This window comes from Streptomyces sp. NPDC002144 (assembly GCF_053593695.1).
Genome location: NZ_JBSFDB010000043.1, coordinates 52,378 through 63,753 on the forward strand (window position 1 = coordinate 52,378; position 11,376 = coordinate 63,753).

Genomic DNA, 11,376 nt, shown 5'->3' on the forward strand with positions numbered 1-11,376 from the left:
ATGGAACTGTTCTACGCGGGCACCGTGCTGATCGCGTTCCTCATCATCGGCCTGGTCATCGACGGCGGCCTGGCCCTGGACCGGATGTCGGACGCCGACTATGTCGCGCAGGAGGCTGCACGGGCCGGCGCCCAGCAGATCGACCCCGGCCAGGCCATCACCGGCGATGCGATCGTCGTCGACCCGGACTCTGCCCAAGCCGCCGCACGCTCCTTCCTCGACAGCGAGGGCGTCGACGGTGATGTCGCCATCGCCGAGGACGGGCAGAGCCTCACGGTGACCGTCCACGACACCTACCACCCCTACTTCGCCTCCCTGATCGGCGTCGGTGAGATGTCCGTGACGGGACACGGCACTGCCACCCTGCTTCACCAGCCCGGAGGCTGACCCCATGCCCCACTCCCCCACGCGCGTGCGCCGCCGAGATCGCTCGTGGCCACAGGTCGTCGCGCGCGGCCTGTTCGCGGTCGTCGCGCTGGCCGCTCTGGTCGTCGGCGTGCCCGCGCTGCTGCTCGCCCTCGGCACACTGCCCGCGACGGTGCCGAATATGGCCGAGGCACGCGCGGTGCTGCTGAGCCCGGACGATGACGGCTCGGGACTGCTGACCACGATGACCCTGGCGGCGTGGATCGCGTGGCTGTGGCTCGTGGTCCCCGTTCTGATCGAGATCGTCGCCGTTCTGGCGCGGCGTACGATCCCGCGGCTTCCGGGCATGGCGACCGGTCAGCGTCTGGCCGGGTTTCTGCTGAGCAGCATCGTGCTGGCCTCTCCCGCGGCCGCGGCCAGTGCCGCCACCCCGGCGGTCGTCGCCACCTCGACCCACGTTCCGTCGGCCGGCCAGGCAACCAGCAGCCGGCCGAGCACCCCGGCCCCGGGTACGGCGGCGGAGAAAACGGCAACGGCTTCGAACTCCCGGGAGTTCACCGTGGGGGCGGAAGACACCACCTGGTGGGAACTGGCCGAGCAGCTGCTGGGGGACGGCAGGCGCTACACCGAACTGCAGCGCCTCAATCCGGAAGTACCCACCACGGCCACGGTGGTGCCGCACGGCACGACTCTGCGCGTGCCCGGCAACGCCGAGGTGCCCAGTGAGGCGGCCGGCTCCGGCATCCGCACGCAGCTCGCCTCCAGCACGCGCGATACGGCCGACGCGGATGGCGATGGGGACGTGGTCACCGTGGAGGCCGGCGACTCCCTCTCAAAGATCGCGGCCGAGGAACTCCACGACGGCAACAAGTGGCCGCAGTTGTTCGAGGCCAGCCGGGACACCGCGCAGCCAGACGGCCTGCCGAAGATCACAGACCCGAACAAGATCTTCCCGGGGCAGCAGGTCACCATTCCCAAGACGGCATCCGAGCAGCCCGCGCATCCCCGCGAGCACATAAAGCACGGCTCCGGGACCGAACGCTCCGCTCCCCCGGCACCGGACGACACCGAGAAGGACTCGGGCGCCGGCACCGGAGGTGGCGAGTCGGCGGCCCCCAGAGGCTCCGCCACCTCGGGAACGCAGACTCCGGCTCCCAGCCAGTCGAGCCGTCCGGCCGAGCATCCGAGCCAGGGTGCTGGTGCTGGCGGCCCGTCGACCGGCAACCATCCTTCGGCCGCACCCGAGTCGGGCATTCCGTCGGCATCACACACGCCCACCACGCCGGCGTTCGAGGCACCCTCCTCAGATGCCCCTGCGGCGTCGCCAGCAGGCCACGTGCCGCAGTTGCGGATGGTGCTGGGCGCTGGTGCGCTGCTGGCGGCCGCCGTGACCGGTGCGCTCGCCACGCGCCGCATGCTGCAGCGCCGTCGCCGCAAGCCAGGTGAGACCATCGCGATCTCCCCCGCGACTTCCTCGGCCGAGGCGCAGTTGGCGGCCGCCGCCGAGCCCGACGGATCGGCCCGTCTGGACGTGGCCCTGCGCACGATGGCCCACCGGCTGGAGGGCGAAGCCGGACTGCCCAAGCTCCGGGCCGCCCGGATCGGGGCCCGCACGCTGGAGGTGCTGCCCGAGGACCCGGCGTTGAAACCGTTGGCGCCGTTCTCGGCAGGACGTGACGGTTGGTGGGTACTGCCGGGGGACGCCGAGCTCCTGGACGAAGAGGCCGCCCATGAGGTGCCGGCACCGTATCCGGGGCTGGCGACCGTGGGCAGCACCGCGGACGGTGACCTCCTGCTGGTGAACTTGGCCCAGTTGCCCGCGCTGCTGCTCGACGGCGATCCGACACGCGTCACGGAAGTGTGCACGTCGCTCGCCGTGGAGATCGGGATGAGCCCGTGGGGCAGCGTGGTCGAAGTGGTCGCCGTCGGATTCGGTGAGGACCTGCCCCGGCTGCTGCCGACCTCGCGGATCATGCACATGCGTGAGGCCGTGCACGCCCTGCGGGATCTCTCCGAACGTCTGCTGGAGGTCCACCAGATGCCGGAGACGAGCCACCATCCCTATCTACTGGTGTGCGCCGCCTCTCTCGACGAGGACACGGCCTGGCAGTTCGCCGACGTCATCGACAAGGCCCGGATCCCGGTCACGCTGATCGCACCGACGGCCGCGGCGGCCGCGCACTTTCCCAATGCTGAGATCCTCAACGCCGAGCTCGACGAGCCACAGCAGCTGGACTGCGCGGGCATCGAGATCACGGTGCAGCGGCTGGAGCGCGCCGCGTACCAGCAGATCGCCACGGCGCTCGCCGTCTCCGGGCAGCCTGCCATGCCGGCCGAAGGGCCCTGGGAAGAGGTCCCGGACGAACCCGAGCCCGAGATGACGCCCCGGCCCGCCAGGGACGAGACCAATGACCAGGCCACCGGCGCCGGCACCTACACCGCGAACAAGGCCTCAGTTACACCGGTCGCGTCGGCGACGGTGCATGAGAACGAGGGTGACAGCGAAGTGTTCCCCGCCCTGCTGGCCGCGTCGGCGGACCCGGCCGGGCTCCGCCTCCTGTCCACCGCACCGCCTCAGGGGCGGGACGATCCCGAGGACCAGGCGCTCACCGAAGACTCGGCAGAGGATGAAGCACCGGAGGAGCCGCCCGTTCAACTCCCGAACCCGGACAACAGCGGGGCTGCAGAGCAGCCAGAGGCACACGACCTGCATGCCCCGGAGATCCGTGTCCTGGGCCCGGTCGAGGTGGACGGCGTTGCCACGTCGGGGCACGGCCCGAGGATCGCGCAACTCGCCTCACTGCTCTACTTCCGGCCGGGTCGCTCCGCCGATGCGCTGTGCAACGACATGGACCCGCTCGCCCCATGGAGTTCGAACACCCTCAACTCCCGGCTGCGCGGCCTGCGCAGCGCTCTGGGCAATGACCCTGCCGGCAACCCGTACGTTCCGCGCCGCCGCACGGTCGACGACCCCTACCGCCTCTCCCCCGCAGTGCGGTGCGACTGGACCAGGTTCCTCCAGCTCGCCGAGCGCGCACTGCCCCAAGGACCAGCGGGGCTGCCGGATCTGGAGAAGGCCCTCGGGCTGGTGCGAGGGCGGCCCTTCGGTACAAGGCCGCTGCCCTGGGCGGGACCCTTCCAGCAAGAGATGATCACGAGGATCGTCGACGTCGCCCACACAGTGGCCACGCACCGCACCCCGAAGGGACCGCACCACGACCTCACCGCGGCCCGGCAGGCCATCTCGACCGGCCTCGAAGCTGACAACAGTGCCGAGCTCCTTTACAGGGACTGGATGCGGATCGAACATGCTGCCGGGAACCGCTCCGGCCTGCACACCGCGATCACACAGGTTCAGCAGGTCAACCGGTCACTGGACTGCGATCTTGAAATGGAGACGGAGCAGCTGATCAGCGATCTCCTCAACGCAAACGGCTCGGCGCTCCGCAAGGCCCTGTAGCCGGGTGCGCAGTGTGCTCTACCGGTGGGCGGTCACGTCCCGGGCTGCGTGGGCGAGCAGTTCGTTCAGGGCCGCCTCGTTCGACGCGGGCGGCTGGGTCTGCCAACTCTCCCGCGTTTCCCGTACGGTCTGCGCAACCGCGTGCACGTGCGCGGCGATCGTGTGGCGTTCGTGGCGCGGTTCGTTGAACATCACGGCCTCCTGCGGATCGAAAAGGTGTCCCCTCCGGACAGCACGGCGACCGTGCCAGTCGGCTGGGTAAGCCGCGCAAGTCACGAGCCCACCGGTAACAAGGGACGAGTGATGCAGTAAGTCGTGCGGCAGCAGGAAGTCCACGGCGACTGCGTCCGGCGAAGTCGGGCGGCCTGAGCTATTGGACTGCTTGCACAGGGCAACGTGCGCCCGAATCACCTTGTGCCGACTGGGGACGCAGCTGTCGGGTCGCGAGGGTCTGCCCGACGGCAGCGCCACCACGGGAAAGCCGTCCTCACCGGGTGAGGATCGGTCCGACGATGGCGGCCAGCACCGCGACGCCGGACAAGCCGAGGAGCAGCGGCTCGCGCGCAGACGGGTGGCGATAGGCGAGGCCGCCGAAAACCAGGGCGACGACCAAGACGAGCAGCAGGCCGGCGAGCAGATCGAGCGTTGACACGGCACGGTCTCGTACGGTGGACGCCCAAACCGGTAAGCACCGCTGGATCTTCCACACAAGCCGATCCTTGTCCTCGTCGCCAGCGGTGGCCGACGGCGTGGTCTACGTCGGTAGCGACGACGGCAACCTGTACGCCGTGCAGACATGACGGCAGGCGCCACGGCACAGGCAGGGGCGATTTGGCGTGCAGGGCTCAGACACATTCAGTGCCGCGCACCTCGGTAAGTGGCTCTGCGTCCTGGAGGGTCACGTGGTCCTGCTGAGGGCGATGGCTTGGTGGGCTTGCTGGGAGAGGCTGGTGACTCTCGGATCGCGACGCCAGGGCGCCATAGCCCGTACGACGCCGGTGAGGTAATCGATGGCGCGGGCGGAGCGGACGTGGCTGAGGATGGTGACGGCGCGTTGCCCCTGGGCGAGGGCCTGGTCGAGGTCGCCTTGTTGTAGGTGGGTGATGGCGAGCACGGTCATTCGCAGGCCGACGGACCTGGTGTAGTGGCGGGCGGACATGGGGGCGGCGCGGTCGTTCCAGCGCAGGGCGGCGGCGGGCAGGTTGAGGTCGCGGTGGATCTCGACGGCGTCTGCGGCCAGTCGTGCCGGGGTGTAGTAGCTGATCCATGCAGGCTCGTCGGCGGCGTTGTTGGCGTGTTCCAGGAGTCGTTCGGAGACGGTGAGTGCAGCGGCTGCGGAGCGGGCGTCGTTGAGGCGGGCGTGGGCGCGGGATTCGATGAGTTTGGCAAAGGCCAGGACGCGGGGTGCTGCGTGGTCGCGCGCGCGGTCGTAGGCGCCCTGGGCGATGTCCACGGCCTCGTTGGGGTAGCCGCGCAGGGTGGCCTGGAGGGCCATGTTGCTCATCACGTGGCAGCCGATGTCCAGGCTGCCGGCGACCCGGGCCATGCGCAGGGCTTGGATGAAGTGTCTTTGGGCGAGGGCGTGGTGGCCCATGTCGAGGGCGCTCCATCCGGCGACCCGGGCCAGTTCGGCGGTGCCGGCGAACAGTTCTTTGCCGACAGCGTCGGTGTAGTGGCCGTGCAGGAGCGGGACGGCCCGCTCGTTGAGGAACGCTGTGAGGGCGGATGCGGTGCGGGTGCCGCCACCGTATTTGGAGTCCGAGCGCTGTGCGTCGGCGGCGGCCGACCACAGCGCGTCCAGGTCCTGGCGGCCCACGCGGTGCTTTCCGGGGTGGGCGGCTTCGGGGTCGGTGGGGACGGCGAGCCAGCGCGTGACCGGTGTGCTGTAGGCGCCGATGGCGAAGGCAGTGGTGACGAAGGTACGGCGGTGCACGGTGCTCCAGAATCGTGTGGCGGTGCGGACGGCCTCGTGAGCGTTGCGGTGGAATTCCAAGCCGATGTGGTCGGGACTTTCGCGCTGCTCGGGCATGCCGATTTCGGCCGGTTCGACTGGTCGTCCTAAGCGTTCCGCGAGCGCTTGGGTGATGAAGGCGGGCACCGGTGGGCGCGGGAGCATGCCGCGGCGGGTCCAGTTCGTGACGCTCGTGTGGGTATAGGAGCAGGCGAGACCGGCCTGTGCGGCCAGTTCGTTGACGCGGCGGGCCAGCGCGTGATGGCTGAGCCCGGCCGCACCGATCAGCTGGGTCAGGGCCGTGTTCGTCGTCCCGGTCTGATGGTTGCTGAGTCCCATCGCAGACGCCTCCCTGCACGTGGGCTCTGCCGTGCACCTTCGCGCAGAGCCAGTTGGCTCTTCGAGCCTAAGAGTCGGTGCTGCGCGGCCCGCCTGTTTCCCGGTTGTGAGCCCCCTTCGTGAGCCTGTGCGGACCCCTGACGTCGAGCTTTCATGCCGTCATCGCACTGATTTTCGGGCGATGACGCATCCGGGCCGCAAGAGATCTGTGGCACGCGGCCCGGCAGCGCCCCCGACGTCACCCTCAGCGAAAGGAATTCCCTCATGATCACCGTGCTTGTGACCGGCGGCGCCGGCTTCATCGGCTCCCACTACGTCAAGGCGCTGCTGCGCGCCGACGACGTCGCCAGGGTCACCGTGCTGGACGCGCTGACGTACGCCGGCCATCTGGGGAACCTGGGCGAGGCCTTCCTGGATCCGAGGCTGGAGTTCGTCAAGGGCAGCGTCCTCGATGCAAGGCTCGTCGACCAGGTCATGGCCGGCCACAGTCACGTCGTGCACTTCGCGGCGGAATCCCACGTCGACCGTTCCCTGACGGCCGGCCAACCGTTTGTCGAGACGAACGTCCTGGGCACCCAGGTGTTGGTGGATGCCGCGTGCCAGCATCAGGTCGAGCGGTTCGTGCACGTGTCCACGGACGAGGTGTACGGACCACTGTCCGAGGGAGTGGCCAGCGAGGAGGATCCGCTGCGGCCCACCGTGCCCTACGCCGCGTCCAAGGCCGCCAGTGATCTAATCGCCTTGAGTGCGTTTCGCACCTACGAGCTGGGCGTGTGTGTGACCCGCTCCTCCAACAACTACGGGCCCGCCCAGTACCCGGAGAAGATCATTCCCCTGTTCGTCACCCGCCTGCTGCGCGGCGAGCCCGTCACCGTGCACGGCCGGGGGCAGCACGTCCGCAACTGGCTGCACGTGGCGGACAACTGCCAGGGCATCGATGCCGTTATGCGCCGTGGCGTTGCCGGGGAGGTGTACAACATCGCCGGCGGCACGGACCTGACGACCGCGCAGTTGACCGGGATGCTGCTGCAAGTGTGCGGCGCCGATCCGGATTTGGTGACCTACGTTGCCGACCGGCGGGCCAACGACTGCCGGTACGCCATGGACTGGTCGAAGATCGCCAGCCGTCTGGGTTACCGGCCCGAGCGGGACTTGGCCGAGGAGCTGGCCCGCACTGCCGCGTGGTACCGGGCCCACCCCGAACGGTGGGCGCCACTGATCAACACCCCGCAGGCACTCGCTGTCCCGGCTGGAGCGTGACGCTATGACGGCCGCCGTCCACAGCCACCCGCGCATCCTCGTCACTGGTGTGGGAGGGGCCCCCGGCCTCGACGTGGCCCGTCAGCTGCTGGCCCGGGGCTGTGAGGTCATCGCCGCCGACTGCCATCCGCACGCGATCGGCCTGCGCCTGCCCGGTGCGGCGGCGCGCATCACCGTCCCGGCCCGAGAAGGCGACTACGGCAGCGGCCTGCTGGCGTTGTGCGCCGAACTGCGGCCCGACGCCGTGGTCTCGTGCGTGGAGCAGGAGCTTGCGTGCCTGCACGGTCTGCGCCGCGAACTGGCCGGCCTCGGCGTGACGGCCTGGCTGCCGAAGATGCCGGCCATCGAGGCCTGCACGGACAAGGCCCGCTTCGCACAAATCCTGGCCGATCACAAGATCCCCGCCCCGCGTATGGTCCTGCCCAACCGGCTCGATCAGGTGCCCGAAGGGCCGCTCGTCGTCAAACCCCGCCGCGGCCAGGGCGCCAAGGACGTCATCTGTTGCCGCACCCGTGCCCAGGCCGCCGTCCTGTGCGACCTGGTGCCCGACCCGCTGATCCAGGAGCGGATTCAGGGAGAGGAGTTCACCGCCGACTGCCTCGTCGGCCGCGACGGCCGGGCCAGCGTGATTTTGCGCTGGCGGCTGGTCGTCAAGGGCGGCTTGGCCATGGTCACCCGTACCTTCCACGACGCCGAAGTCCAGCGCCAAGTCACAGCCGTCCTGGCGGCCACCGGTCTGGTTGGCGCCTGCTGCGTCCAGGGCTTCGTGTGCACGGGCGGCCCGCACCGAGTGTTGATTACTGAGGCCAACGCGCGGTTCGGCGGCGGCTTTCCTGCCGCACAAGCGGCTGGCGCCGACCTCATCGGCGAGTTCCTCAACGGTCTGTTCGACCGGCGCATCGACCACGACCGGCTCCGCTACCGGCCCGATGTCTGCCTGACCAAGGCCTACCACACTCTCGCCGTCACCGAAGGGACCCTCCCATGACGACCACCCCGCCCACCAGTGCCGCCGTCAATGCCCGCCCCTACCTGTTCGGGCCGGAGGACGACGCGCTCCTGGCCGCCCTGCACAGCGGCCACTACAACCACTCCCCCGTGTGTGATGAGTTCGAGGCCCGCATCGCTGGTGTCCTTGGCGTCACGGACGCCGTCGCCGTCTCCTCGGGCACCGCCGCCCTGCACGTGGCCCTGCTGGCCTCTGGGATCGGGGCTGGTGACGAGGTTGTTGTGCCCTCCTTCACCTTCTGCGCCACCGTCCAGGCCGTCCTCGCCACCGGCGCCACCCCCCGCTTCGCCGACATCGATGCGACTACCCTGTCCCTGGCGGCGGGCACCGTCCTCGACGCCCTCACCCCGGCCACCCGGGCCGTGATCCCTGTCCTGTACGCGGGCCGCGCCGTCGACCTCTCCGGGGCCCGCGCCACCCTGGCCAGCCGCGGCATCGCCATCGTCGAGGACGCGGCCCACGCCTTCGGATCCCTCCACGACGCCATCCGGCACGTCGGCGCCACCGGCGACCTGACGTGCTTCTCCTTCGGCCCGATCAAGAACCTGACGTGCGGCCAGGGCGGGGTGATCATCCCCCGTAGCCGTGAGGAGGCGACCGCGTGCCGCAGGCTGCGCAGCCTCGGCATCACCGACTCCGCCGCCGACCGCGCCGACATGCCCTCCTATCCCGTCAGCAGTTTCGGGCTGCGGGCACAAATGCCCGCTCTCAACGCCGCGATCGGCCTCGCCCAGCTACCCCACCTCGCCGACATCCAGCAGCGGCGCCGGCAGCTGTGGCGCACCTACGCCGCGGCACTCGAGGGCATCGACGGGCTTGTCCTGGTCGACGTCGACGTCGAGCGCACCGTGCCCCACCTGTGCGCCGTCAGGGTCCCGCGCGGCCGGGACCGGGTGTTCGCCGCTCTGCGCAAGCACGGCATCGGCGTGGGCACCCACTACCCGCCCAACCACCTGCAGCCCGCCTTCGCCGCCTGGCACCGGTCCCTGCCGGTGACCGAGCGCGTCGGCCGCGAGATCCTCACTCTGCCCTTCCATCTGCACCTGACCGACCACGACGTCCACCACGTCGCGGCCGAACTGCGCCGCGCTGTCCGGCGGGAGCAGCCGTGACCGCGGCCGCGCCCCGGCGTTTGCTGGTGGTGTGCCTGGGCAACATCTGCCGCTCCCCGCTCGGTGCGGCCGTGCTGTCGCGGCGTGGCGGCGCTGGCGTCGAGGTGCGCTCGGCCGGCATCCGGGACAAGCACGTCGGCCGCCCCGCCCATCCGCTGATGGCCGAGGTGGCCGCCGCCCGAGGCTACGACCTCAGCGCGCACCAGGGCCGGCAGGTCACCGCCGAACTGATCACATGGGCGGACAGCGTCCTGGCCATGGACCGTGCGGTTCTCGCCTCGCTGCATCAGCTGGCGGCCGCACCCAACTGGCCAAACCTGCGCCTCTATTTGGACGGGCAGGATGTCCCTGATCCCTACGGCAGCGATCGGACCGTCTTCGATCAAGTCGCCGCGCTCATCGAGACCGGCGCCAGCCAGCACCTATAACTGCTCCGCACCGGTCAGCTGGACGCGCTGGAGGCGGCGGACAGGATGACGTCCACGAGCCTCTCCGCCGCATCCGGCCTGCCGTATGCCCGCGCCCGCCCGGCGATCTGCGCCCGCAGCGCGCGATCGGCCAACAGCGGCTGCACAGCATCCGCCAGCGCCTGCCCCGTGACCTCGCCCAGCAGCGCCACGGCCGCACCCGCCTCGTGCAGATGCCGGGCATTGTGCATCTGCTCGTTGCCCGCCGAGGTAGCCAGCGGAATGAACACCGCCGCCTTGCCCAACGCAGTCAGCTCGGCCAGCGTCCCCGCCCCGCTGCGCGAGATCACCACATCCGCCAGCGCCAGAACGTCGGGCAGCTCCTCCCCCACGAACCCCGTCACGTGATAGCGACCCACCAGCTCCGGGGGAAACAGAGCGGCACCCTCCCGCAAGCCTTCGACGTGAGAAGGCCCGCACTGATGGACGACGTTCGCGTACCCCAGCAGCCACGGCAAGATCCCGGCGACGGTCTCGTTGATCTGCGCCGAGCCCTGGGCTCCGCCGGTCACATACACGGTGGGCAGCCGACCGTCGAAGGCGGGCATGCCAAGCGCCTGGACCGCCTTCTCCGCGTGCCCGGACAGTACTTGAGGCCGCACCGGGTTGCCGGTGACCACGGCAATGTCGCGGGCGGCCTCCGGCAGCAGCTCCAACGTCGACTCGGAGGAGACCGCAATCCTGGTGGCCGAACCGGCCAGCTTGCGGTTGGCCAAGCCCAGACGCACCGTCTGCTCGTGCAGCACCAGCGGCCGCCGGCACATCCGGGCCGCCAGTCCCGCGGGAACGGCCACATAACCGCCCGTTGCCAAAACGACGTCCGGACCGAAGTCCGAGATCACCTTGCGGGCCTGGGCGACCCCCAGCGGCACACGGGCCATGTCCCGCATGTTCGCGGGCGACATCATCTTCAGCGGATTGCTCGAACGCCGGATCTTGCCCGTGGCGACCGTGGTGAACGCAATCCCCTCAGCCGGAGCGACCCGGGCCTCCAGCCCGTCCTCGGTCCCGATCCACAACGCCTCCAGCGCCCGACCGGACAGAGCGAGACGTGCCTGCAACGCCCGTACAGCGGTCAAAGCGGGGTAGGTGTGCCCGCCGGTTCCACCGCCCGTCACCACGAGACGGAATGTGCCGGACGCGGCGTCATGAGCGCTGTTCATAAGAGGTTTCCCATCGGGCCTGCACGGAGACTCATCCGTACCGTAGCGGGTCCCGGCATACTCCTTCGGCCGGTGTCGATCCCACAGCGCTGCCGAAGTGCCCCCACCGCAAACCCACTCGCCATGACACCCGGGTTCGACGTAATTCGAGGGTCTTGGAGGCTCTTGCGGGCTGAAGGTGCAGGTCATCGGGCTGCGGGCGGTGCGAACGGCTGGAATTGCCTAGAGACACGACTTTCCTGATTTACC

Annotated in this window: 10 protein-coding genes; 6 read left to right on the forward strand and 4 right to left on the reverse strand. The window is 69.9% G+C overall.

Annotation, left to right across the window (positions count from 1 at the left end):
* Together ACWCQ1_RS40825 and ACWCQ1_RS40830 are read left to right on the forward strand one after the other, a co-directional pair.
* Positions 1-387, forward strand: a complete 387-nt coding sequence (locus tag ACWCQ1_RS40825) for a hypothetical protein (RefSeq protein ID WP_451028719.1) — start codon at positions 1-3, stop codon at positions 385-387.
* Between the two features lie 4 nt (positions 388-391).
* Positions 392-3,826, forward strand: coding sequence for a LysM peptidoglycan-binding domain-containing protein (locus tag ACWCQ1_RS40830; RefSeq protein WP_451028720.1), 3,435 nt, complete (start codon positions 392-394; stop codon positions 3,824-3,826).
* A gap of 18 nt (positions 3,827-3,844) precedes the next feature.
* On the opposite strand, the gene ACWCQ1_RS40835 is transcribed toward ACWCQ1_RS40830, so the two are convergent.
* The 3 genes from ACWCQ1_RS40835 to ACWCQ1_RS40845 form a co-directional block, all read right to left on the reverse strand.
* Positions 3,845-4,018: a hypothetical protein gene (locus tag ACWCQ1_RS40835; RefSeq protein ID WP_451028721.1), complete on the reverse strand. Its 174-nt coding sequence runs from the start codon at positions 4,016-4,018 to the stop codon at positions 3,845-3,847.
* 295 nt (positions 4,019-4,313) lie between these two features.
* Positions 4,314-4,478, reverse strand: a complete 165-nt coding sequence (locus ACWCQ1_RS40840; RefSeq protein WP_451028722.1) for a hypothetical protein — start codon at positions 4,476-4,478, stop codon at positions 4,314-4,316.
* Between the two features lie 246 nt (positions 4,479-4,724).
* Entirely contained in the window at positions 4,725-6,116 is a 1,392-nt protein-coding gene (locus ACWCQ1_RS40845; protein ID WP_451028723.1) for a sporulation protein, read from the reverse strand.
* Positions 6,117-6,383: 267 nt separating this feature from the next.
* Between ACWCQ1_RS40845 and rfbB the strand changes: the two genes are divergently transcribed.
* Genes rfbB through ACWCQ1_RS40865 form a run of 4 tightly spaced genes read left to right on the forward strand, consistent with a single transcriptional unit; the run spans position 6,384 to position 9,925 of the window.
* Entirely contained in the window at positions 6,384-7,376 is a 993-nt protein-coding gene (gene rfbB, locus ACWCQ1_RS40850) for a dTDP-glucose 4,6-dehydratase (protein WP_451028728.1), read from the forward strand.
* 4 nt (positions 7,377-7,380) lie between these two features.
* A complete protein-coding gene (locus ACWCQ1_RS40855; RefSeq protein ID WP_451028724.1) occupies positions 7,381-8,364 on the forward strand; it encodes an ATP-grasp domain-containing protein in 984 nt (327 codons plus the stop codon).
* Positions 8,361-9,497 carry a DegT/DnrJ/EryC1/StrS family aminotransferase gene (locus ACWCQ1_RS40860; protein WP_451028725.1) on the forward strand — a complete coding sequence of 379 codons (1,137 nt, stop codon included), beginning with the start codon at positions 8,361-8,363 and terminating at the stop codon, positions 9,495-9,497. Before ACWCQ1_RS40855 ends, ACWCQ1_RS40860 begins: the two co-directional genes overlap by 4 nt.
* Positions 9,494-9,925: a low molecular weight protein-tyrosine-phosphatase gene (locus tag ACWCQ1_RS40865; protein WP_451028726.1), complete on the forward strand. Its 432-nt coding sequence runs from the start codon at positions 9,494-9,496 to the stop codon at positions 9,923-9,925. Before ACWCQ1_RS40860 ends, ACWCQ1_RS40865 begins: the two co-directional genes overlap by 4 nt.
* A gap of 14 nt (positions 9,926-9,939) precedes the next feature.
* On the opposite strand, the gene ACWCQ1_RS40870 is transcribed toward ACWCQ1_RS40865, so the two are convergent.
* Positions 9,940-11,127: a UDP-N-acetylglucosamine--N-acetylmuramyl-(pentapeptide) pyrophosphoryl-undecaprenol N-acetylglucosamine transferase gene (locus ACWCQ1_RS40870; protein WP_451028727.1), complete on the reverse strand. Its 1,188-nt coding sequence runs from the start codon at positions 11,125-11,127 to the stop codon at positions 9,940-9,942.
* Between the last annotated feature and the right edge of the window lie 249 nt (positions 11,128-11,376).